Raw genomic sequence first — 24,463 nt, forward strand, 5'->3', positions numbered from 1 at the left:
TTATGATGGGTATCCTATTGAGCAATGATGAACTGTTCTGACTTCCACGACCAAGAGAGGATTCTACAGAGGACGGCGGCGATCTTCACGGGTATCCCTGAGGTCAACCTGCTAACGAGAGTACGCCAGTGACTCCGTACATAAGCGCTCGTTGTGCCATCTGTGTCGCCACGTCTTCACTTATGTTCGCTGCCGCTCCCAAAAATCGCTGCAATCGAGTCTCATCCTGCTCACCTTGCAATTCTTCTTCGAACTCAGTCAGGAGTTCTTCGAGTTCTTGCTTTTGTTCAGGCGGACGCTGAATGTGTTGAATTGTTTCTTGAATGTGCTCAATCGTGATGTTTAGTTCGACTGTTTGCTCAGTAGTCACGTCCGTTTCCTGTATGGCGTGTTGTTGAATCACGATAGGTCGCATTTCCGTTACGTCGTCAACGCGTTCGAAGTCTTGGACGTCGAGTTCGAACAAGTCTGCGATCTGCTCCGTTTTCAACTTAATTTCTCGAAGATCTTCGTTCGCTCGTTCAATTGTGTGGTGCCGGGTCAACGATGCATGCGTTCCTTCCACTTCATCAATGCTGGCTAACCGATCGTTGTCAGAGTATCCATCTTGAAAATCGTTCAGAACCTCGTTGAAGCGTTCAGCGGTGGTTTGTGACGACGTGGGTTCGGTGACTTGCAAATCGTTTGCGGCTTGATCATGCACTCGTTTCAATGAGCGAACGAGGTACGGGTCTACCATATGGTCGGCTTAGTGTACGTGGGTCATCAATCCATACGCTTGACTGGTGCAACTAACGAGAATTGTGTTCACAGCGAACAGAACTATAGTGACAGATCATCCTTGTCCTGCGCGCTATTTCTATTCATTTCTCAAGATTTCAACAAAGCTAGCGGGCCGTATTTATAGGGATAGAAAAGCCAGTAAGGGGCAAGATGCAAATAGCGGAGCAAATCCGACCTAAAGAGATCGGAGATCTGTTCAACCAAAACGAGCGACTGCGTATACCATCCTACCAGCGGCGGTACTCGTGGGAAGATGAACACTTCGAGGATCTCTGGAACGATCTGAACAGCATCGACCCAGAGGGGAGCCATTTCTTCGGAACGATCGTGTTTATGTCCGGGACACACGTCGCCGGGGGAACGAACGAGATCGACGTCGTGGACGGCCAACAGCGGATTACGACCATCTCGATTCTCCTCTGTGCGATCCGCGATCATCTCGAAGCCAACTATACCGAAAACGAGATCGGACAGCGGATGGAGTCGATAGAAGGGAACCTCTGGATCGTCGATCGGGACGGAGAGAAACGAGGAATGCGCCTCACTCTCGGTAACCTCGATCACGACAGCTACGAGAGCCTCGTCAATGGATACGTCGACGAGATCGATAACGGGAAAATCGAAGCTGCGTACCAGTACTTCCGCGACAAGCTCGATGCCGAATGTGAGACGCTTGATGCAGTCAAGTCACTACACGATCGGATCCTCGATCAGTTGATCTACGTGTCGATAACAGCGAAGGGACACTCCGAGGCGTACCATCTGTTCGAGACGATGAACAACCGCGGGCTGTCGCTCTCTCCGATTGACCTGATGAAGAACTATCTCCTGATGAAAGCTGCCAAACGAGGCGGAGTCGACGAGGACAGGGTCGAAGACCTGTGGGGGGAGATCATCAAAAACATCGATAGCCTCACCCATCTCAACGATTCTGGCCCGACGTTCTTCAGACAGTACTTCATGGCTTCGAGTCTTCTCGGCATCAATCAGAAAATCACGAAGAGCAAACTGTACGAGCCGACGTTCACCGAAATCATCGACGAGATCGATGATATGGAGACGCTGCTGACCGACATTCGGGAGAAGTCGACGCTCTTTCGGAAATTGTTACAGCAGGACATCGATCACTTCTCCCGTAGTGAAAACGCCGAGATCAACCGACTGCTCCGCGATGCCGAGATCGTTTCCATCACCCCGTTTACCTTCTTTCTCCGCGCCTTTTCTGAATCAGACGACGTCGATTTACTGAAGGGGGTGATTCGAAAGTCGAACGCCCTGCTCATCCGGAGACAGATTTGTGACCGAAACACGGGCCCACACGACACGATTTTCAATCATCTGGCCCAGAACGCGTTCGATGCCGATGATCCGCTCCAATATATGGACGACTATCTTCGGTCAGAGGGCCGATTCCCGACCGACGAACAGTTCGAACGACACTTCACCCAAGAGGATTTTTCGCGGTCAGATCGAACCAAGTACGTCCTCGGCAAGATCGAAGAGGATCATTACGGCCACGGCGGAAAAGAGGTCGTCGAGAGTCGCTACCAGGTCCATATCGAGCATATCCTGCCAGAACATCCCGGAAAGAATCTAACCAAACTCTGGCTCGAACCATTCGATATTAGCGACGACGAACACGCTGATTTCAAAAAGCGGATCGGGAATCTAACGCTCCTCGAAGAGGATCCGAATATCCGCGCCTCGAACAGGTCGCTGGAGAAAAAGCAACAGTACTACTCCGAAGACCGAACCGATTTCAAGATGACCCACGAGTTACAAGACCGAGATCGGTGGGGCGTTTCAGAAATCGAGGAACGAAGCACGCAGCTCGCTGAAATCGCTACCGAAGTCTGGAATCTCTAAATCGCCTCCAAACTGCATCAGAGTCACGTTGAAAACAACGAACGACAATCCAATTCCTGCCAATCGTACTGGGGCTGTCTAGCAAGCTGATGTGCTCTTTTCATTACTTAAAGCACACGGCTTTGTTGTAATCCTTAGCTAGTGATAGGTTCTGACGGGCTTGTTGAATACATAGGTTCGATGCAACAGAATGGTAGCGGTAGTTTGTCCAATTGTCGTTGAGGTAGTGTCTACGGTGCTGACTAGGTGGTTCTTGCCCTGTGCCTTCGCCTCGTCTTCGCTATCACCAACTACGAACCCAGAGACAATCCGGGAAGCACGATCATCACGGTTTGATATGTTCTATGACACTCTCTTACTGCATCTTAGGTACTACGCCATAGAGCCTTGAGTTACGTCGGGAGAATGTACCTTATGACCACCCATACTACTCGCCGAAGAAATAAAGTAGGAAGTTCCTATAATTTAGATGATGACTGTAGACGAGATCTCCTCCGGAATCCCCAAGTCACATAAGACGATGTTAGATGAATTCGAATGGAGTAATGAAGTAGGGCGTGTTGATATGGCTGGAAATGTCGTATATTTTGATTCGTTCTTGATAAGTGGATTAGGGAGTCGTAGTTCTCATTTCAGAGCTGTTCAAGATTTCCGAAAAAGAGGGGAGCATAAGTTAGAGTCCAAACTCTGTGACGAATTTCCCCTGATTCATATTGGTACATTTCCTCATAACGTTTCGCTGTACTATGTGTTATCGTCAGTTGACGAATTAATCAACGATAACCACCTCAAAGTAGATTTTCCGATGTTTGGTGGATACGTGGCTTACGAAAGGGACCTTGGCGAAAATGCGGTTGAATCGTTATCCGATGATGTTCGAAATAGATTTGAAGAATTACTTAACAAAACTTTGGAATATCCTGTAAAGGTTCATTGGGGGTCCTTGCCGAACGTTGAACAGTCCCCTAATATGTTCTATTTCGCCACAGACGACGGTTTTCTCACTGGTAGCGATGTATATCCCAATCAGCAGGCTCCTCACAGCATTTTCTTCAATTACAATGACATCATCAACACACCTATTTCGGAGAGAAAACCAAAGAGACTACTTCATTTTGCATCCCCTGAGACAGGCGGTTCAGGTCCAACTACAACTCCGACTGTTGAGGAAGTTTCACTCAAATTTAATCCCGCAACGGGAGATCTAATAGACTCATCTATCGAAATACCACTCCTTGAATTAGATTTAGAAATACGAGATTACCTTCAGATCCGTGTCGGCACAGAGGTGAGTTCCTGAATGTACGGTTTGGATGACGCACTTGCTTTCTATCAGGCCTATAAAGCAACTGTTGACACTCTAAGTAAACTCAAATCAGTCTACGTGAGCAGAATAGTCTCAATCGACTCTCTACAACAATCGATTCAGCAATCTGAAGTTGATTTTGGCGATGAAATCCGGGTAAGCGGTATCTTTTCAGATTTTGTGCCAATCACACGCGATCTTGCTTATGAGAGTTCCCTAAGGAATGCTCCTTTGCTACTTGGATCCCTACCATGTCGACCGTTTTCAATCGATGATCACTATTGCGCAGCAGTTCAATCTGAAGACGAGATACTTGCAGGAACTACTAATTCGATTCCAATATTTTACAAAGATGAAACACCCCGCCCGACCTATGAATATCTAAGCGGATACCGTGTCGTGGTTGACGGAAAGTTAATTAGCCTCTCCGAGGAGTGGAGTCAACTCCTTGATCTTGAAACACCTATCGGGATACAGGTGACGAATATCGAGATAGCTGGTGATCCGGTAGATGAACTCGGTCTCATCTTTTGGAAGGTGGTCAAAGATGAAGGTGAATCCGATGTTGACGTTGGACGAGCAACACTAATGATGATTCGTGAAGAAGCAGAACTTTGGATGAGCTGGATGCGCGTTGATCAGAACCGGCTTTTGGCTGTACATGGGTGGGGCTCCAACCACCGCCATGGATGTATCGATGAAGATGCTGAAGAGGTGGTCGAACTTCATGCAACAAACATTATGCATGATGACCTCTTCGATTCACAGAAAAATCATATGAATAATCGGCTTGATAAGTATCCACTTGAGCTTGGTTGGGATATGAGATCTAACCCGTCTAAATATAGTGATTGGATCCAACAGAAATTGTAGAAATACTGCTTCGTAGGATCGGGCCCGAGGCGAAGGTGGCTTCTCCGGTCATAGTTCGACTCCGTACGCATCGGCCAGCGTTTCGAACTCTTCCCATCGCGGCGTTGCTGCAGACGACTTTTCGCCTTTCGTTTCCAGAAATTCCAACAGCGGTTCGACGATTTCCGTAATCCCATAGCCATCAGCAACCGTTAGCAGACGCTCCAGTGAGAGGTCCGTCTTCGCCTCAAGCAAGAGAGCGTACTTCCGGTGACGAGAATCGTTTTCGATAAGGAGCAGATGGCAGAACAGATCTTCAGGCGTGAGCGCTTCACGATCCTCTGAATAGAAGTAGTACTGATCGGATGTCGTGAAAAACTGAAGTCCGTGCTCAGAAAAGGCATCGAGCCCTGTCCGATGGTAATCAGAATGTTCAACAGCAGTATCGGTGCGGACGAGAAATTCATCGTGTGACTCCCAGACGATCGTTCCGCTTCCAACGTCGTGTTTGATCCGGACGAGGTGGGTGTGGTGCTGGAGTTCGTACGCAAAGACGTGGAGATCATTGAACGCATCCGTGAGCCTGTATTGACTGTGTTGCTTGACGGCCATCGCTCGATTTGTGAGCGTCTGTAGTCCGCGGTAAATCGTTGCGCGTGCGTGGCCCGTTTGCTCTGCCAGTTCGGTTGCCGTCCACTCGTCGTCACTACTCAGATAATACAGGATATTCAGTATCGAAGGCGTGAGTAGATCCGGAAAGTCGACGTGAGGATTCGATTTCGTGAGTGACTGGAACACTTCAACGCAGCGGGCACTACCTGGCTTGGCGATGATTTTGTTGCCAACGCGTTCTTTGACGACGAGATCACGCCGGGCCAAGTCGTTGAGAGTATCCGAGACTGTGTCCTCTCGGTAATTTAGTTCATCAGCCAGCTCATGACGTCCCTTTGGGGTGCCAAGTGCCGAGAGGACTCGGAGTCCTCGTTCGCTTATCATGTTGTCTCATAATTGCCCGTGTAGTATTTAAGCACCTTGGCGAATTTGGGACAAATGGTAGAATTAATTATATTTTCCGAGTTACTCTAGTAGGGGCCGGCCGGCCCATCTCTTAGCAAATAGTCTATTTTGAGCGCTACTTCTGGAAACTGATCTCGATCCGCAAGCTCGTCGCTTCGTCCGGCATCCGTTCGAACATATCCTGCACCTTGGCGTAGTCCTGTCCGGATCGAAGCGTCAGGCTCACCTGCGTGCGGTCAACGTCGGCAGTCCCCTGTAGCGTTCCAGGAACGCCTTCCTTATCCGGTAGCATAAACGTGACATCGCCGTATTCGACCTCGCCAGTCTGATGCTCCTTTCGCCATTTCTTCCGCATCGCCGCGACGTCTTCGCCGTTGTACTCGAAGCGCCACGTGTCGGCTTCTGTGTCTGCCTTCCGGAACGGATAGCCGGGCACCCAGTCAGACGCCTTGTCCGATCCGGTCGTGTTGACGACGTACTCGGGCTCTTCGTCCTTGCCGATGTTCTCCAGCAAGAACGTCCGAACCATATGTTCGGTGACGCTGCTGTCAAACCGGTCGGTCACCTTGTTCACGGTGAACTGGTCGCCAGGATCGAGCTCCTCGATATACTCTAAGATTTGCTCGCCCACTCGGTCTGAAACCGTCGGCACGATCTTGACAGTCGTGGGGTCACGGTCACCGAGTGACTCTAGGTACCGACCACCGGCTTCCAGAACGTATTGGTCCACAAGGAAGTCGTTGACTGCCTCAAGTGCTACAGTCTCCGTTTCATCGGGTGGCAGGAACACGCTCTCATCGCTTCGAATTTCTCCGATTATCGTATCGAGGTTCGCGTACCCATCCTCGTCGATAGATTCTTCAATCTGTTCTGAGAGGTGAGATGCCCCGACCACGGTCGCACTCCCGACATCCCGCAGCGTCGCGTCCGACTGCGGTTTGTCGAGAATCTCGTTTCCACGGACGATGACGTATTGATCCTCGCGGTTGAGTCGACCGATGGCACGCATAATGATGTCGTGGCTGTCCCCATCGATCCAGATCTCTCCGTCCTGGACGAGTTCGAGTTCGAAGTCCCCGATGTCGAGCGCTGTCGTCCCGCTGCCGAACCGCTGTCGGAGCTCCTGTTCCACGTCGTCGACGCCCCATACCCCGACGGCATTCTTGTGGACGAGTACCGTGTCGAGCGAACTGCCGGAGAGGTCGTCGCGGAACCCACTCGAATCGCGGGCGAGAATCGGTTTCTCTTCCAGGGCTTTGACGGTAGCGTTCAGGACGTCGTTGGCGCTTCCGGGGATGGGGAGTTCGGGATCTCGCAGGAACTGTTCGTATATGTCTTCGATCGAAATCTCGCCACGCCGGTCGAGCAGATCTTCGACGATTGGCCAGACGTGGGTCTGTAGATCGAAGGGGTCGGCAGCAGCGGAGTCAGCGATATTTGACGCGCTCAGCTCAGCACCATCTAGGACGTACACATCGAGGTCCATCGGAGCTGCAAGGTCGAATTCGTTGAGTAGGTCGTCGCCGTCGAGAACCTCGCCATAGAGCAACTGGAGCTCCTCTTGGAGTTCGCTCACTTCCTGCTCTTTCATACTCTCGATGGACTCACGGATCTCTTCGTCGAGAGACTCGTCTGCGAGCACCTGTCGAGCCCCCTCGATGTACCGTGCCTTGTCGATGTACCGCGTTCCGGATTCGATGGCCTTGTCGCCAGCGGGCTGGACGAACACGAGCGTGTTGCGCCACTCGCGTCCACGACCATCGTTCGTGATGGCCTTCTCGACTTCTTCCTGTGTCCACTGGTCGTCTTTCACCACGACCTTGATTTCACGAGAGTCGGGGATGTCCCGAATGTCGTTCGTGCGGAACCCGACAGGATACGCGTTCGAGCCGAAGATGTCCGTAATGAAGTCCGCAATCTCGGCTTTCGCTGCCGTTTCGGACACGTCGGTTGCGGCGTTCCGGATGAGTGCGTTGGGGTTCTGCCGGTCGCGGATCGCGTACTTCCCGTTGAGTTTGTGCAGATGCCACGCCACCCCGTGTAACCGTTCGAGATCAAGCACGACATCGGCTACGAGGTCACCCGTCTGATACGCGCCCATCACGATTTCCGAAACGTCGGCTCCTTCTCCCTCACTCGGTTTCAGAGAGTACAGGAGAATCGTGTTCAGAACCCGGCGACCGTGTGGAACGGCGTCTGTATCGACGCGGCTTTTGATGTCGCCTGTGGCGGCGTTCAGCCGCTCATAATTGATCTTGGCCAGTTCGTCTTCGAACCCGATCGCATCTATATCGCCGTGCGTGATCAGATCCGTCTGGTCCTGCATTTCGAGGAGAACCTTCGAGAAGAGGTAGATCATCCCGCGTGTATTCTGGTTCCCCTCATCAGCGTAGTAGCGCGTTTCGAGTGCATCGAGCAGCACGGGATGGAAGGGATAGAGATCGTGCATCTCGGACAGTAGATCGTCCGGGAGAGAGACGTGGTCAGACTGGTCGTAGGCATCGAAGTACCCGTTGACGATGTCGCGGGCGGCACTCTCGTCGATGTCGTCGATCAAGCGGTGGCGCAGGACTTCCCGCTTGTCCACCTGGTTGTTCATATTGACTTCGACCGCCTGTTCTCGGTTCAGGATGTCGTGGACCTCGGAATCCTCGCGGAGCACGGAGACGATCGTGTAGAGTTCGAGATCCGAGAGAGCGGTCGATTCGAGTAGGGACTGCAGAAACGCTTTGTTCGAGCTCTTGCGGTCGCCTTGGAGCGTGTCGAACCAATCTTCGAGCTCGTCGACGAAGAACGCGACAGTCTCGTCGCCGACGGCATCCTGAATGGTCTGCATATCGGGGTAGCCGCCGGACTCGAACGTTCCAGGATCGTAATCGAGTGCTTCGAAGAAGGGCTCCCAGAGGTACTCGTACTGCTCGTTCTGCATTGCGACCGTGATCGGGATCGCAGAATCGGGGAGCGCTGACTCGAATCCCTCAACCGAGTCGCTAGCCCAATCTGCCGCAGCACCGGGATCATCGAAGCAGTGATAGAGCGCGACCATCTGGTGGGACTTCCCACTGCCGTACGGGCCATAGAGAATGTGTGTTCCGCGTGGGTCGTCGCCGGTCAGAGAATCCCGCAGGATCGTGAGAGCTTCTCGAAGCCCCTGTGTCATCAGCGTCCGTTCGAAGAAGAGCTCGGCATCTGATTCGAACTCGTCGTCGTTCTCAACGTTGTAGAGTTTTACTTGTCCGTCTATTTGGCCATCGTCTCGAAGTTCACGGCTCAGGGTAACCGTGTCTTCAAGAGTTTTGGGCAAAGCCTCAGTTCCCGACATCTTTTGATACTTAAGCAGTGTTCAGCAAGAGACAATAAACGCTCGGGTACTCCAGTTTCAGGCCTGAAAACGCACATACTGGTGTTGCTGTCTTGTGTAGTGGTTTCTGATTCTCCCGAGGTTTAAACCGTGAGTGGTAGCTATTTCCCAGCAAATGAATCCAGCGGAGAAGTTTGTCCACTCGATGGCAGATAAATCACCAGTTCATCAGTACCTGGCGGAGCACGGTCAAGTGGTGGGATCCGCAACAGAGTGTGTAACGATAGCTGGATATGAGATTACGCTTTCTGAACGTATAACACAGGATGAAAAATCGCTAATCAGTGATGCCGTTCGTGCAACGCAATTGAGCGAGAAAGAGTGCTTTACTAATGCTCTCAGATTGTGGCAGTATGATCAGAGATTCAAATATGCCGAGGGATTCGCAGCCTTCTCAGACATTACTGACATAGCATTTGAACACGCGTGGTGTATACTTGACGGTGAAAAAATCGTAGATGTAACTTCCGAGTTTGACCATCACTTTGGCACGATTATTTGCTCAGACAGTATTTTAGAACAGTATACTGGGGCGAATATGAGCCCGAACGGGATCATTGGTAATCGGTCGGATCAATACAAGTTCCTCAGAGAACGGGGCTACGTACAATAAGGACAGGCTGCCATAGAACGATTCACACACTTGTAGTCACGATTGCTCAAAACGATCAGTACAGGTGAACTTTGTGCCGCATTGGAACGCCATCTACTCAGGATCTGTCACAAACGAGCTGCTGAATATAGCGCGCATATCCACAATTCGATTGTGTGACCACGGTTATCGCTTGTCGTACTCATCTTCGTAACGGGTGATGAGGAACGTGAGAAACGCGCCGACTTGGTGCAACAGCAAGACACAGTAGTGCTGATCAATCGTCGCGTGATCTTTTCGATCACCACCACTCCGTTGGATACCAGTTTGGATTCCTCCCATTATCTGCTCCCATTCACCGACCATCGCGTCATTCGGTTCAAAGAGGCCGTTTTTACGGCACGAATTGAGATAGGAGCCAACTTGCTCATTTTCCGTATTCCAGCCCTGTTCTTCAACACAGATTCGTTCCAACACGGACTCTAGACTGTTATAGAGCTTCTCTGGAATGATCCGAGAGAACTGTTGACCTTGATATAGTTCCCAAGCTTCATTATACGGCTCTAAAGCGCCACTCCATCGCTGACTTTTGGCAAGGGCACGGACCTGCTGATCGGACTCAATAATCGATTCGTGACTAAGCTGTTCAAATCGAAATGAGAACGGCCTTGAGGGTGGTGAATCTGCCCCCCTCTGTTGATCAACCGCTTTGATCACGTGATCTCGATTTTGGTATTCATACAGTTTTCCTGCATACTCCTCAACCTCTTTTTGATCAGGACGTAAACGCAGAAGGACTCCTTCTTCTACGAGTATCCTTCTTATGTCAATATCAAATTGATAAAGTGCTTCTGCAGAGTGGCGTTCAGAACTGTAGTCACTTGGAGTCCAGAGAATATCGATAATTATTTCTAGAAACGTCAAAGAATGATCCAAGCCTTCATTCTGAAGTAGTTTGCCGACGGCATCAATTGCAGGGCCGTAATTATTCACCTCTAAATAATCGTGTTGCAGTCCGACTTCTGTCCTGTACCGTTTGTACGCATCATCTATTTCGCCGTAAGAAACGATATTATCGAGTGCGAACTTTATCCGATTTGCTGCCTTCTCTGTGAGTTCTTTGTGTACCCGAGGCTCAATTTCTCTGTGACGATTGTACCACGGAACGTTGGGCATACATCTGGTATTTGTACGATAGCACAAATGTGTTCGTTATGACTGTTGAATTCACGCTCTGTACCTTGCACGGTTATCAGAACACCTCTCTGAGCTGGAAGAAGCCTCAACGGCCAATTAGCAGTCTCTCGCTATCAGTTATTTCATTCCAAGCTATCTTTGAAGAATAGGATGTAAATAAAGGTAAAGCTGTCAATCGTGGGGATTGTAGGTGATTGATTTCTCCTCTGGTCGCATAACGTATTTGGCTGTCACCTGATTCTACATTGATATGGCCGATTACGACCTCGTTGACACAGAGGTCACTCACGAATCTGCCGACGAACTTCTTGATTCAATAAATCGAGATTCTTCTGATGACCACGTGCAGACAATTCAAGCAGTTCGTCTACAGGCAGGGCAACCAGATTCTGAACTTAGATCTCTAAAGCAGTTGGACGAGGAGTCGGTCAAGCTACTTGAGCATCAGGTCGATGCCGCATATCAGGCCCTTTTCGAGATGGACGGGAAAGCGCTCCTCGCTGATGAGGTCGGCTTGGGTAAGACGATTGAAGTTGGGATGATCCTCAAGGAGATGCATTTCCGCGAGACGGATGATTCCGTTCTTATTCTTACGCCAGCCCAACTCGCCAAACAGTGGCAGGCCGAACTCCTGGAGAAATTCGGGCTTGAGTACGTGTGTAACTACGACGAAGAGTTCCGTGGCTTCGATCGTCACGACCATATCATAGCAAGCATCGATACCGCAAAGAGCGACCGGCATCGAGCGACGGTACTGAACCGGGATTGGGATGTGCTTATCCTCGACGAGGCACACTACGTGAAAAATGAGGAGACGGACCGTTATGATCTGATTGACAATCTCCCATACCAGTACGCATTTTTCTTGACTGCCACACCGATTCAAAACGAGTTGACTGACCTGTATAATGTCGTTTCCCTACTTCGGCCTGGATTGTTCGGGACGCGCGATGTATTCCATCACTATTTCGTAGACCGCAATCAGGAGACCCTCGTTAACCGGGACGAGTTGCAGGAGCGACTGAACAAGGTGATGATTCGGAACCGACGCGCAGATACGGATATAGACTTCACAAACCGGAGTATCGATACTCGAACCTTTGACCCATCCCCTGAAGAGCGAGAGCTCTGCCAAGCTGTCTCTGATTACGTCAGAAACGCGTATAGCGAAGATCAGGGGCAAAAGCTCGTTCTAATGTTACTCCAGAAAGAGGTCGTCAGTAGTCCGGCTGCGTTGAAAGCAACTATCGAGAAATGGCTTGATGATCAGTCTGAGCTCACACATACCGAAGAGTTAGAAACGATTCTCGATCTGATTGAGGGTATTGAAACAGTCACGAAACAGGAGAAGTTACTCAGTATTGTAGAAGAAGCCCGTGGCCGGGTTGAGATGGGTCGAGTCATCGTCTTTACGCAATTTAGAGCGACACAACGGGAAATCCTTGATCGACTTACTGAGGAAGGATATACTATCCACTCTTTCCACGGGGGACACTCTAGCCAAGAGAAAGAACAGATCGTGAAGAACTTCGAGGAAGACGGTGGCGTATTAGTCTCAACGGACGCTATGTCCGAGGGGAGAAACCTTCAATTTTGCAATATTATGGTGAATTACGACCTGCCTTGGAATCCGATGCGTGTTGAACAGCGTATCGGCCGTATTCATCGGATCGGCCAAAAGCGCGACGTATACGTCTTCAATATGGCTTTGAAGGACACGGTTGAGGAGTACGTCTTAGAACGGCTATACCACAAAATCGATCTATTCCAGCAGTCTGTGGGCCAATTAAGCTCTATCCTCACACGTATGGAAGAATCCGGGACGACGTTCGAGGACGAAATCTTCGAGCGGTTGGTTAACGCCGACTCCGAGGTCGATCTTGAGAATGACTTCGACGCGATGGCTGTTGACCTACAGGAGCAGCGCGAGCTTGCAGAGAAGCTTGAGGTGTTCAACAGCGGCGTTTTCGAGGGATTCGACTTGGGGGCACGTGATGACTGACGCCGCTCTTCCGATCACCCAGTCTGCCGTCGAACAGTTTGCTGACCGGTATCTTCGTTCCCTTGGATCCACGATTGAAAAACACGGAGACAAATGGGAAGTCACGATTCCAGAACAAGCAGATACGGAGATTTCATCTGGTCAGCTTGTCTTATTCTGTGGAGAGACCGCCACAGAGCTGGGTGAGAATGAGAGACAGCTTCATCCAGACAGCTCCTTCTTCCAGGAGATCGTTACTGAAGCGAGTACGAGACAGCCAACGGGTAAGATAATTCTCTCATCAGAGGATACCCAAGTGGAGATCCCATCGTGGCTTCAGGGGGATAACATCAACGTGAACGACGCAACGTTCACGCCATACTACGATCGGTCCGCCATAGCGATCCTCTATCGAATTAGTGTCGAGACGGTCAGTGAGTATCAAACACAGTTGCTCCGTACCACTGCGATGGATATTCGGTCAATGGAACGTCTTCCGAAGCTTGAAGAAACGTTTCTCGACTCTACATTGCCTACCGAATCACAGATTGAGAGCTCACTCGTAGATATAGAGAAATCCAACCTGGATGAATCGATTGCACGTACTCGTGAGGAAATTGCTGATCGTATTCAACCGAAGGTTGATCAGATTCATCAAGAGGCATCGAGGGCAGCAGAAGCCGAGATTGAGGAGTACCGACAGATGCAGGAACAACGGATTGAGGAGTTAGAAGAGAGGAAAGTCCGACTCTCGAATCGAGTCGATGATCTAAGCAAATCAATCCAAAGTAGCGATGCAGAAGACCGTGTAGAAGCGCTCCAGAAACGGAAGGAACTCAAATTGAATTACGAAGACGTGGACACAGAACTTGAGGAACTCCGACATCGGCGTGACCAAGGCTATCCGGAGAAACAGCGAGAAATTCGAGAGAGACACGCACTGGAAGTCGGAATAACCCCACTCACGATAACACAGATCGAATACGAACGAGGAGAGATCGAGTTTGAGTTAGAGGAAGGAACGGTCACCCGAGCACTGACACTTGGCTATGGTGATGGTATTGGGATTACTGAAGAACTGGACTGTGATTACTGTAAGCAGACCCTCGGGGAGTCCAACCCACTTCGAACTATCAAAGAAGGTTTGCAGTGCTCACGATGTTCTTCGAGCTAATTGTCCCAGTGGGTTCGTAACAGCGCAGGTGGTGTAGGTGATACAGGACAGCACTATGTGGGTGATTGCCAAGAGTGAGCATCTCAATGTAGTACGGAATCGTCGCGTGCGATTCCATAATCAACGCTGTTCCGATGTGGGTACATACATCTGCAACAGTTTTTCGTGACTCAGTCAGGAATGCTGTAGCCCCGGTATTTTGTTGTGAAAATCGGCTACTATTCACCGTGCCGCTGTATTGCGGTTTTGAGAACTCAAGTTTGAAAAAGCCAAGGTGATTTATTTACCCCCAAGATACCACCCGGTGCGATGCAACGAGTAATCAACCGGAAGCTCTACAACACGGAGCACGCTGAACAGATCGCACTATACGCGCCGCTCACAGATCGTGGCGATTTCAACTACCTGATCGAGGCGTTGTACAAAACATCTAATGGAGAGTACTTTCTCCATGGCGATGGCGGGGCAGAGACCAAATGGGCTGAGAAGATCAGTAATCAACGCTTCCCTGGTGAGGAAATCCAACTATTAACTGCCGAAGAGGCGGTTGACTGGTGCGAAGAACGAGCGATCGATGGAGAGACCATCGTTGAGGAGTTCGGTGATTTGATCGAGCAATAGGTGAACTGCCGTAGTTAACTGTTTGAATTCTCTGATCCTCTAGTAGCAAGAGTATCTAGTTGGCACGCAGAGTGAGTGACGAAATCAGGGGGTTTCGGTCACACTCTCTATTAGAACCGCGATCTCGATATATTCGGTAAGTACCCCAGTTGAGAGTATTCTCGTTGCTTTGACTACGAGAAACACGAATGTTTTTTACATTCACCCACGTCGACTCAGCCGCGCACGAAAGTGCGCAAGCGAGAGGGAGTGCAGGCCTGCAAGCAAGCTCTCCCTCTCTTGCGGCTCCCGTATGGGAGCAATTGGGGATAATCGATCCGTGGATTTAGTTGTGCCGACCGCCCGACTTGTCAGGGCCTATCGCCGGGCCAGGACATAGCTGACCCTGATTGCTCCTAGTGAACGAACCAAATTCCGATCACAAATGGAATTTACACTAGAATGCACCGAATGCAACGCCACAATCACAGGCAGCGACGACAAGAGCGAATTCAACCAGAAGATCGAGTGCCCGGAATGCCCGGGTATCTACGCAATCGCGGTGACTAAAATCAGATGACGGCCGATCTAACAACTACTATTGTGCGTAGAACGAGCGAGGTAGCTGGGACTGACCCAGGCGAGTTACCACCATTGTACGAATCCATCGATCCAGACGCTCTCGAAACAGTTGCGAGCAATTCTGAGAGTGTTGTGTTCACGTACGCAGGCTGTAATATAGTCATCAAAGGTGGAGACGTATCCGTTGAACCCATCGAGTGATATGATCGTGATAGAAATGTGTCAAAGCACGCGTCGATCCAGATTGCTGGTTGGTATTGTTGTGATGTTGGTAATCGGGATCGCTGGGGTGCCGCTCACGGGACTTACTACCAATGACGGAATTGCTACAGCGCAGGAAGGGAACGACGAACCAGAGATCGAGATGCTGTCTGACGTGGAGACGTCGACAGTGTACATACATACGAACTACGATGGATCGGTCTCATTCCTTCTCGGTTTTAATTATTACTTGGAGTCAGACGAAGAACGCGAGCAGTTCGAAGAATATACTGATGATTCCGATTTACAAGAGGAGATCGCGGACTCGTTTGCAGAAGATATGCGTGGAGTGGCTACCGAAACTGACGGAGCTGACGCGGATGGTATTCACGAGCCCGGTGCGCGTATCCAGATGACCGAGAACGGTGAGGTCGGGTTTGTTGACGTGTGGGTTGAGTGGGATGGGTTGCTCTCTGTCGAGAACGGCGAACTCGTGATGACGGAGCCGTTTGCCAGCGGATTCGGCCCACAATCTGATGCGGTTCAGAGTGCTGGATTACCCGATAATGAGGAAGCGGCGGTTGGGGTCGAGCCCACGCCTGTAGAAGACCTCGTCGTGTGGGTTCCACAGCGGGGCGCTGACCAGTTCTCATCGGCAACCCCCGAACCAGTCGAAACGGCCGATGAAGGACACGTTGTTGGGCTCGATATGTCCGAGGGCTTCAGCGATGACTTCGAGATCCGGATGGATCCGGCGGATGGCGCTGAGATTGGTCCAGATGCTGGGTCCGAAAACGGCGAAGATGGTTTTAGTCTAGATTCGCCTGGTCAAATGGGGACATATATTGCATGGACGGTTACAGCGCTTGCACTTATCGGGATAGTGGCTGGTGGAGTGTTCGTAGTGAGACGGTACCGTCGGTAATCTTCACTGCTTCATCACCCTTTAGCAGTAGATAGGGTGTTTGTGAATGAGTCACGTATGTCGGGCACAGACATAAATTATTCCTGGACTGACAGTAGGAGTTTGCCTGTGCGCGGGAATGTTTCTTGAAGAAAGTATAGATCCTCAGGTATCTATTGTTCTTCAGGTTCCTTTCGAACCTAAGGTAATTGAACTCCCAGATGTTCTTTTAGTGGCTTAGTTACTCAACCTCGGATCGGATCCTAAGGCACCTGTAGATCCTAAGTAGGACAATTCAGCCGATGTAAATATGAGGAGAAACACGTCTAAGTCGGATAATCATAAAATTCTAATCATATTTCACCAAGCGAATTTCACTCAGCACTCAAAAATGTGCAAGAATATATATTTGATTTAATACAAGTAGTCGAGTGTCGAACAGGGAATTCATATTCGAATTACAAGGACCGCTATGTATGCGAATAACCAGTTTTCCTGTTGCAATTCACAATATCGGATGACCGAGTAGCTATCCCCGAAAAACGAGGAATTCATTAGCAATATACAATGAAGAATGAGACAGATTTCTACCATAAATCAAAAATTTCCTAAAAGATGTTAATAATTTATTGAGAACCAGCGATCTACCCCATACGCACTCAAAATATACCGTCCCCGAAATTCACGGAAAACATTTTCAAAATACAATGAGTCGTGAAAAATTCCATCCTCGAATATCACGGAATTCGTTTTCAATTTGCAACGTTATTAACTGCTCAGATTTCCTTGCCTGATCTAATTTGCCGAAGAATTCTATCAGGTGCCATTTTTTCGGCTCCGCTATCCCCGAATATCACGGAATTCATTTTCAATTTACAATGAAAATAGCGATAATCGCGGGTCTGGTGAAATAGCTGGAAAAATCTCTTGGTGTTTCTAAGCGGATATAAAACACCAAGAAGCTCTTAAAATCCGTAACTCCGATCTCTTGGTGTTCTATAGGTCCCTAGAATTTCCTTAGGTACCCAGGGCTATAGGGATATGGAGAGGCATTCAGCCTACGAGTAATTGGTTCGACTAACAAGGGTCAGCCCAATTTCAAACGCCAGATGGATCGGCTGCTGATTTCATTCGACTTTTTGACATAGTTTTCACTCACTACTTGTCTTCGAACATTTTCCGCTTGAGCAGATAACCAGCTCCACATAGTGTTGCTACCGTCTGCACAATACCAAAGCCAGGTTGCTCCGTAACTGTATTCTCGTCTTGGTCTGGGCCGGAATTCGAGTCCCCCGTTCGTTCAGTCTCACTTGAGGTTGAATCATCAGTTTCCTCATCCTGAGTTGCGTCGCCCTCTACTACAGTCACGGTCGACTCTGCTTGGACTCCGTTGACGCTAGCCACGTATTCTCCCGGCTCGTCAAAGGTATAGTCTAATCTCACTGCCTCGGTGCTTTGGCCTGCAACGGACCGAAAATATGCCGGCGCAAGGTGGTGTGAAAAGGTCACCTAATACTACGTCGGTGGCACCCAGACATCCTGTAGAATTTCGTGAGCTTCCGCCATAACACGAGCACGGCGCTCGTTGTTCGCGTTTCGCGCCTCTCGAAGCATCTGCAACACGTGGTCGATTTGGTCTTGATTCTCTTGGGGCGCGGACTGGATCTCTTCGAGTTCTTCAATCGCCACGAGGAAGCACGAATCACGAAGCGTCATTCCGGGCCCTGCACTGTCCGGTTCATCGTATCCAGCAGATCCGGGTTGAGCGCTCCCCTCTCGCGTCATATCGATCGCCTCTGCCAGATGCTTATTGTTCGTAACGCCATCACCGTTGACGTAATCCATATCTCATAGTTGCTATGCAGAGTAGTTAACGCTTGGTGAGAATAAACACAGAAGGACAACAAAGAATCTTGACCTGAAGTGACACCAAGATCGTATTTGTTATCGTGCTTGGTTCGTGGCCTCTGTGATAACATCGACTAGTACGGTATCGTCAACCTTCGGTCCTCAACATCAAACGTTTCACTTTCACCCAGCTCGCGGAACCATTAAAAACCGTGAATGAGATATGATTTCTATGAGTGATGATTCGAACGACTCCAACGATGAAGGCCGGAAACTTTCCGAATCACGGGAAGCGCTCAGCGGAGAATTAACAGGGAACGCAGAACGAATCGAAAAATCTGAATCCCGCGACGGCGGAGACAAACCATCAATCGAAGAGGTAGGTTTCGGACACATTCCAACGAAAGTCCAAGAACAAGCCTCGAAAAAAAGCGACGCCAACGAAGACTAACCCGGGGCCTCTAAATGGTGGTTTTCGATCCGGAATACCTTCTGCTCGCGCTCATACTCATCGTTCCCGGGTTCATCGCAGCATTCATCGGAGTGACTCTCGGAGTCGTCGAGCAACGAATCTCGAATGCGAAATGGGTGATCGTAAGCCTCGTCTCCAGCTTAGTTATCCTCTCCGGATTTCTTAGAATCGCTCAGCTCCTCGGTGACTCGATCACATCCCCAGAGTCAGTCGTTTACGTGTTTTTCACACCAGAGTTCCAGATCACTCGAATTCTAATTCTTCTAGCGCTCTCGGTTACGCTGGGACTCATATACGCAGCAGTGCTTGCTCGGAACTTCCACGTGTGGTTGCGGGGATTGATTTGGATGGGGACGGATCGGAAGCGGAATCCGTGGCAGCCGTGGGAAGGGACAATGAAAGACGCTCACTTGGTGCAAGTCATTACACAGGACGATGAGCTTGTAGCGGGGGAATTAGCTGAGTACAGTCGAGCTGGTAGAGATCGGCAGCTTGTACTTCGAGATGTTGCTTGGTTCAAGGATAATCAGGATAACCCCCAGAATCCAGAATCTAAAGAAGTTAAAGAGGTGTTTTTTGATGATGAGATCAAGCAGGTGTCGATACTAATGACGGAAAATGGGGCTGAGAAAATGGCAGCAGAAACGGATCAGAAAGAAGAGGACGATAACGGCGGTTCAGAGGCTGTTGAGCGTAGGAACGAGGAGTAATCTCGGGACCAACGGCCCTGTTATAACCGGGGGTATCACCTACGATGAGGTAGGCGTCACTGGAGCAATGATCCCTCATTGAATGGGAATGAGACTCCCGATGACGCGGATAGCGTCGTTGTGCAGCGTTAGAAGCCCGCCGCACCATCCCTTCTAGGTAAGCCGCAGTCCGAATGGACACGCACCCGGATAGATTCCGCGAGGATACGGGGATGGGGGGCCGAAACCCACACTGGCTATACGGTGTAGGAAAAATGGAAGCCCGCCGATGGCCACACGTAAGAACACGTCTCTGTAACGAAAAGAAGGTTCAAATCCTTCCACCGCACTATATAAGACTGACCCGAGCACACCGAGTTTGTCAACCAGCGTTCCCGGTTGCATCACGGATCCCTGTTTTCACGCGCGCTTCAACCCCCGGAAACGCTGGTAAGCACGCGCGAGACTCCCTCAACTATCCGGTTGAGATGAGGTATTAAACCAAACCAACAGCTACTTCGACATAACAGAAGTGCCCCGCCCGCGGTCCGGGCGGACGCGAGACGAACGACACACGACCAACAGAATCGACGAACGAAACCAATGACAACAGAAACAATCAGCATCGAACTCAACCGCGACGAAGTCATAGAAAAATACCAAGATGAGGTGCTCTCCGCTTCCAAATACAAGGTCGAAACCCGGGGGAGCTACGCGAGTCGGGGAGTTCGATCCGGTGGCGAAGAAGCGCAGAACTGAGGGAGACCAGGACTGACAGTACAATCTTTAGACTGAGGGTACGACTATTTTATTGAAGCAAATGGCTCAGTATAACTGAATACCTAGTGTATCAGCGCTGTCTGTAGAACTTAAGGTAGCTGATCAACCTGTTTTTCCTAAGCAATTTTACGTGAGCTAGCATCATATTCAACCAATCCCGGTTGACTTACTCTCAAAATAACTACCCAGACTGCATCTGTTCTAACACAATCTCTCAGTACGCAACATCAAACTCATAGAACGTCTGTAGAATATCGAAAAGAATCATAATGGACATTCCCCATTGGGAATTGCGATATGGGAGATGACCGTGAGAAATCTTGTTTCGTACATTCTGCCCCGATAAATCCGCGTACCAGTATTTCATATACGCTATCCAGTCTTCGTCGACATCGTCTTCAATCTGATAAAGCAAACCACTAAGCGATCTCCTCTTCAATTCGCCAGTCTCAGAATTGAGTTGGAGTATGCTTTTATTATTTCGAGACATTAATTTTCTTAGAACAGCTTCTAATTGTGGCATTCCGATGTGGGTTGCCGCAACTGGGTTATGGTCAAATAGATGAATAATGAAGTCAGTCAGGTATGCGAGATTATCGCTAGATAACTCGTCCCGTCTGTTGAACAGAAGGAAGAAATCGCCTTCATAAATGAGCCCTCGGTTTTGCAACCGATAATATACTGACTGACGGAGATTCTGTGTCATCTGGACCATTCCGCCATAACTCTGTGGGCGGTCCCCACTTGCCTCATCCTGCGAGTAAGACCCACCCTCTCGTGTAATCGTTCGAGTTTGAATTATATTAGTGATACTTCCTGCAGAGATGTCTCTAGCAGTTTCGATACTTGGTTTGAAGACGTCGTGATTGATGAGCCAGAGTATCGCACCAACTGTGTTTGACTCGGATTTACGCTTTTGAAATCTGTCAATGATCTCTTCTATGGCTTCGTCAAGTTCAGATATATCTTCTTCAGATGGCTCGTAGGCGAGTTCAGCCATTTGATTAATATTCTTTTTGTTACCATCGAGATATTCATGTTCCCATTCTACCCGCTGCGGATCATCAATCCATTCGATACACTCTATAATTGCTTCATGAGCGAATGTAGCACGCTGAGAATGTTGATCCCTCTCTTTGTGGAACTCGATTTGCTTCTCGTATGAGTCAATGATCGCTCCCCGTGCAGGTTTAACGTCTAGATCGTTTGTATCCCGTCGAATCTGAAGGTTTCGTCGCCATAGATGTCGGTAATCGTTATAGCCGTTTGCTCGGATTGCCTTGTCTGCTTGCGACTCTGTATATCGCAGGATGGTTTCTATGGTATCTCTTTCTTGGATTGAGTTGAGACTCTCAATTATTACGTCAAGAATTTCAAAGATTGGTCCTATCGGTATCGAATCTTCCTTCTCAGTGAGAAAGCCAGCCGCTTCACTAATCGCATCTTGTAATTCCTCAGTATGATTGAGCTGATCCAATAGCCTAATTCGCTCTTCAATGACCTTTGGGGCGATTCTCTCCCAATTCTCGTCAAGTGCCAGTTCAACGCTTTCCCTAAGACTTACTATGGCGAGTTCAGCTCCCCCTTCGTAATCCTCGATTTCTTCCCAGCGTGATAATCCATCAAGAAAATTAAGGAGTGGATGATCTCTCTCAAGTTCGTGAATTTCGTCCCGAATTTTACGTGGTGACCGTCCCCATTCTCCGCGTAATTCTCTAAGAGTGCCGTTGAACACGGTACCGAATCTGGATTCAGTCGACCCGTGTTCTAGTAGTGATTCCAATTCATCTCCGAGGCGCATACTTGTTGAGAAGATGAGCTAGTTACGGATAATTGTTCTAATGTTTGTGACCTTGTTAAAACCCTCTGAGAGTGAAGGGTTTTGATAGCCGTGCCGAAATCTACCTCTGTACTTACCGATGAAACAGAACTGGTGGTTGGTGTATGAGAACCACGGTATGATCACTGCTGCTGTATATCCTATTCATTACAACTGAAATCCTGTGCTCGATACTCTGCAATCCATATGTTGCCTGGGCAAGCCAATTGGGTGTTTATCACCGGGAGACGAATTTCCGGTTGAATTGAACTTTCCTCAGGGGCAAGTAACTGGGTCTTTTTTGTATCTCGAACCCCTACGATCTCTCACACTGCTCAAAACGGCCGCTTCAGCCGTTTGGAAAACACGAGGATGCTCGGATTTTCCGTGAGGCGGATGTTGTCCTCTCACGGCAAGGACCAGGGTTCGAATCCCTGACGGAGCATACGTCCGTTTTCAGACGCTTCGGATTGCTTCCTTGCTACTATATTCCACGCATCCCTACACACTATCGCTGGGTTACAACTTAGTCACAGCCGTCTCTTCCTTTCAGTGAGCGAGATCGAAAATGAACAATAGCGACGGAGAGATACTACTCAGCGCTACTCTCGGAAGGAACGTTCCAGCCGAAAGTGAACACTTGTACCTCGGTGAGACGCAGATCCGTTACCAAAGTGGAGAAGGAGAATCGAATTCGATCGAGATTCCGTATGGAGATATCTCCGCGGTTCAGGTCAACGAAATCGACGCTGAACAGGGGTTCGACCGGCTCGCCTCCGGGTTCTTATTGGGGGGCGTGATGTTGCTGTTTCTGTCGTACTTTTATTCGACAGTAGGCCAGAGTATGATCTCCTCCTCGGTTCTCTCTGTCCTGTATATTAGCACCCTGCTCTCGTTCCCGGCTGCTGCAGCGATGTACTTCGTCCCGAGCACCGTCTCACGGGAACTCGAGGTCGTCACTCAAACCGATCTGTTTCGTTTTTACGTTCGAGAACAGAGCGATGGGCTCGAAGAACTAGTGACGGAGTTACAGCGGGTTCGGCACCGGGCTGAACCACCTCGTACCGATAGAGCGAGTGCGGGGGTAGCCAGCGGAGCAACGGTCGATACGAGACTCGAATCGCTTCGCGGAGATATCGAGACGGCGACCCGGCAGATGGAGAATGAGCGCTTCGAGGAAGCACTCGAGCAGTTATCGATTGTCGAAGACGCACTCTCGGAAATCGAATCGTCCGCGTCTCGTCATCTCACTCCGGAACACAAAAAAGAACTATCGACAATGAAAGCGGAGACGAAGGGAATCATTCAACGAACGGAGCGGGAGAAACAAGAAGCGAGAGCGTGGCAGGCGGTTGATTCGGTGCAAGAGCAACTCGAAGCGGCACACGAGCGGATCGCAGCCGAAGAGGAGTTAGAACGGGTTCAACGCGATCTCAACGAACTCGAAGCACGCAGTTCCTCGATAGTGGAGACGGCCGAGCGGACCGATCACAAACAGTTACTGGAGGAGGCGACGGCTCTCGGTCGGACAGCCGAGAGAAAACGCGAGTCGGTGATAGAAACGCGGAAAACCCGAAACATCCCGCAGCACGTCCCGGCGTGTGTTGAGCGTTCGATCACGTACGGTGACATCACGGAGTACGAACGAATCGGTGCGGGCGGCAACGCGGATGTCCACAGGGCGGCGTTCGCTGCAGATGGCGAGGAAACGAGTATCGCAGTCAAGAAGCCTCGAATACGTGGGACACTACACACGGCTGCGGTCGAGCGTATAATGGACGAAGCGGAGACGTGGGAGCAGCTCGACGGTCACACTCATATCGTTACCCTCGTCTCCTACGGGAGCACTCCGATACCGTGGCTCGCAATGGAGTACCTCGACGGCGGCCACCTCGGAGAACGAGCACCGCAGATGGACTTCCCGCAATCGCTCTGGACCGCGATTGCCGTGACGAGTGCGGTCAGACACGCACATCGCAAGGGGGTCGCACATCTGGATCTGAAACCAGAGAACGTTCTCTTTCACTCCATCGACGACGCGTGGGACGCTCCGAAAGTCGCAGACTGGGGACTCTCGAAACACCTCCTCACACACTCTAATACTGTCGAAGGTTTCTCCCCGACGTACGCCGCACCGGAGCAGTTTGACGATTCGTTCGGCTCAACTGACGATTTCACCGATATCTATCAGCTCGGTGCCGTCTTTTATGAACTATTCACCGGTCGGCCGCCGTTCGACGGAGAGCCGGCCGAGGTAATGAAGCACGTGCTAGACGACACACCCGAGCCACCGAGCAGTGTTGCTGCGGTCCCGACACAGGTAGATGATATCGTGCTCACGGCTCTACGAAAAGAGAAGGCAGAGCGGTACGACGATATCCTCTATCTCCGGGATGATCTTCAAGCAGTGTACGACGGCCATTTCCGACGTCAGTGAGG

Annotated in this window: 20 protein-coding genes; 13 read left to right on the plus strand and 7 right to left on the minus strand. The window is 50.0% G+C overall.

Annotation, left to right across the window (positions count from 1 at the left end; genetic code table 11):
- Positions 1-103 precede the first annotated feature (103 nt).
- On the minus strand, positions 104-739 hold the full coding sequence (locus tag U5919_RS04565; RefSeq protein WP_336022455.1) for a hypothetical protein: 636 nt from the start codon (positions 737-739) through the stop codon (positions 104-106).
- Between the two features lie 194 nt (positions 740-933).
- Here U5919_RS04565 and U5919_RS04570 point away from each other — a divergent pair, with 194 nt between their 5' ends.
- The 3 genes from U5919_RS04570 to U5919_RS04580 all read left to right on the plus strand — a co-directional run bounded on the left by U5919_RS04570 (position 934) and on the right by U5919_RS04580 (position 4,828).
- Positions 934-2,649: a DUF262 domain-containing protein gene (locus U5919_RS04570; RefSeq protein ID WP_336022457.1), complete on the plus strand. Its 1,716-nt coding sequence runs from the start codon at positions 934-936 to the stop codon at positions 2,647-2,649.
- Positions 2,650-3,121: 472 nt separating this feature from the next.
- On the plus strand, positions 3,122-3,949 hold the full coding sequence (locus U5919_RS04575; protein WP_336022459.1) for a hypothetical protein: 828 nt from the start codon (positions 3,122-3,124) through the stop codon (positions 3,947-3,949).
- Positions 3,950-4,828: a hypothetical protein gene (locus tag U5919_RS04580; protein ID WP_336022462.1), complete on the plus strand. Its 879-nt coding sequence runs from the start codon at positions 3,950-3,952 to the stop codon at positions 4,826-4,828.
- A gap of 48 nt (positions 4,829-4,876) precedes the next feature.
- On the opposite strand, the gene U5919_RS04585 is transcribed toward U5919_RS04580, so the two are convergent.
- Both U5919_RS04585 and U5919_RS04590 read right to left on the minus strand, forming a co-directional pair.
- Positions 4,877-5,803, minus strand: a complete 927-nt coding sequence (locus U5919_RS04585) for a helix-turn-helix domain-containing protein (protein WP_336022464.1) — start codon at positions 5,801-5,803, stop codon at positions 4,877-4,879.
- 136 nt (positions 5,804-5,939) lie between these two features.
- Complete coding sequence (locus U5919_RS04590; RefSeq protein ID WP_336022466.1) at positions 5,940-9,146, minus strand: DUF499 family protein; 3,207 nt, start codon at positions 9,144-9,146, stop codon at positions 5,940-5,942.
- 154 nt (positions 9,147-9,300) lie between these two features.
- Here U5919_RS04590 and U5919_RS04595 point away from each other — a divergent pair, with 154 nt between their 5' ends.
- Positions 9,301-9,798, plus strand: coding sequence for a hypothetical protein (locus tag U5919_RS04595; RefSeq protein ID WP_336022468.1), 498 nt, complete (start codon positions 9,301-9,303; stop codon positions 9,796-9,798).
- 165 nt (positions 9,799-9,963) lie between these two features.
- On the opposite strand, the gene U5919_RS04600 is transcribed toward U5919_RS04595, so the two are convergent.
- A complete protein-coding gene (locus U5919_RS04600) occupies positions 9,964-10,953 on the minus strand; it encodes a hypothetical protein (RefSeq protein WP_336022470.1) in 990 nt (329 codons plus the stop codon).
- A 271-nt stretch (positions 10,954-11,224) separates the two neighbouring features.
- Between U5919_RS04600 and U5919_RS04605 the strand changes: the two genes are divergently transcribed.
- From U5919_RS04605 to U5919_RS04625, 5 genes are all read left to right on the plus strand, one after another.
- Positions 11,225-12,976, plus strand: coding sequence for a DEAD/DEAH box helicase (locus U5919_RS04605; protein ID WP_336022472.1), 1,752 nt, complete (start codon positions 11,225-11,227; stop codon positions 12,974-12,976).
- Complete coding sequence (locus U5919_RS04610) at positions 12,969-14,129, plus strand: hypothetical protein (RefSeq protein WP_336022474.1); 1,161 nt, start codon at positions 12,969-12,971, stop codon at positions 14,127-14,129. The genes U5919_RS04605 and U5919_RS04610 overlap by 8 nt, the downstream gene beginning before the upstream one ends.
- Before the next feature lie 309 nt (positions 14,130-14,438).
- A complete protein-coding gene (locus U5919_RS04615; RefSeq protein ID WP_336022476.1) occupies positions 14,439-14,750 on the plus strand; it encodes a hypothetical protein in 312 nt (103 codons plus the stop codon).
- Positions 14,751-15,305: 555 nt separating this feature from the next.
- Positions 15,306-15,512 carry a HalOD1 output domain-containing protein gene (locus U5919_RS04620; RefSeq protein WP_336022479.1) on the plus strand — a complete coding sequence of 69 codons (207 nt, stop codon included), beginning with the start codon at positions 15,306-15,308 and terminating at the stop codon, positions 15,510-15,512.
- 1 nt (position 15,513) lies between these two features.
- A complete protein-coding gene (locus U5919_RS04625; RefSeq protein ID WP_336022481.1) occupies positions 15,514-16,437 on the plus strand; it encodes a hypothetical protein in 924 nt (307 codons plus the stop codon).
- Positions 16,438-17,574: 1,137 nt separating this feature from the next.
- Here U5919_RS04625 and U5919_RS15870 read toward each other — a convergent pair.
- Positions 17,575-17,925: a PGF-CTERM sorting domain-containing protein gene (locus tag U5919_RS15870; protein WP_425604195.1), complete on the minus strand. Its 351-nt coding sequence runs from the start codon at positions 17,923-17,925 to the stop codon at positions 17,575-17,577.
- 6 nt (positions 17,926-17,931) lie between these two features.
- Positions 17,932-18,261 (minus strand): hypothetical protein, encoded by a 330-nt coding sequence (locus U5919_RS04630; protein WP_336022484.1) that lies wholly within the window; start codon positions 18,259-18,261, stop codon positions 17,932-17,934.
- Positions 18,262-18,496: 235 nt separating this feature from the next.
- Between U5919_RS04630 and U5919_RS04635 the strand changes: the two genes are divergently transcribed.
- From U5919_RS04635 to U5919_RS04645, 3 genes are all read left to right on the plus strand, one after another.
- Complete coding sequence (locus tag U5919_RS04635; RefSeq protein WP_336022486.1) at positions 18,497-18,715, plus strand: hypothetical protein; 219 nt, start codon at positions 18,497-18,499, stop codon at positions 18,713-18,715.
- A 14-nt stretch (positions 18,716-18,729) separates the two neighbouring features.
- Complete coding sequence (locus U5919_RS04640) at positions 18,730-19,446, plus strand: DUF6338 family protein (protein ID WP_336022488.1); 717 nt, start codon at positions 18,730-18,732, stop codon at positions 19,444-19,446.
- A 582-nt stretch (positions 19,447-20,028) separates the two neighbouring features.
- Positions 20,029-20,184: a hypothetical protein gene (locus U5919_RS04645; RefSeq protein WP_336022489.1), complete on the plus strand. Its 156-nt coding sequence runs from the start codon at positions 20,029-20,031 to the stop codon at positions 20,182-20,184.
- A 235-nt stretch (positions 20,185-20,419) separates the two neighbouring features.
- On the opposite strand, the gene U5919_RS04650 is transcribed toward U5919_RS04645, so the two are convergent.
- A complete protein-coding gene (locus U5919_RS04650) occupies positions 20,420-22,006 on the minus strand; it encodes a hypothetical protein (RefSeq protein WP_336022490.1) in 1,587 nt (528 codons plus the stop codon).
- A 1,570-nt stretch (positions 22,007-23,576) separates the two neighbouring features.
- On the opposite strand from U5919_RS04650, the gene U5919_RS04655 reads away from it, so the two are divergent.
- On the plus strand, positions 23,577-24,461 hold the full coding sequence (locus tag U5919_RS04655; protein ID WP_336022492.1) for a serine/threonine protein kinase: 885 nt from the start codon (positions 23,577-23,579) through the stop codon (positions 24,459-24,461).
- Positions 24,462-24,463: the final 2 nt, after the last annotated feature.

Source organism: Halobellus sp. LT62 (assembly GCF_037031285.1).
GTDB classification, from domain to species: domain Archaea; phylum Halobacteriota; class Halobacteria; order Halobacteriales; family Haloferacaceae; genus Haloquadratum; species Haloquadratum salinisoli.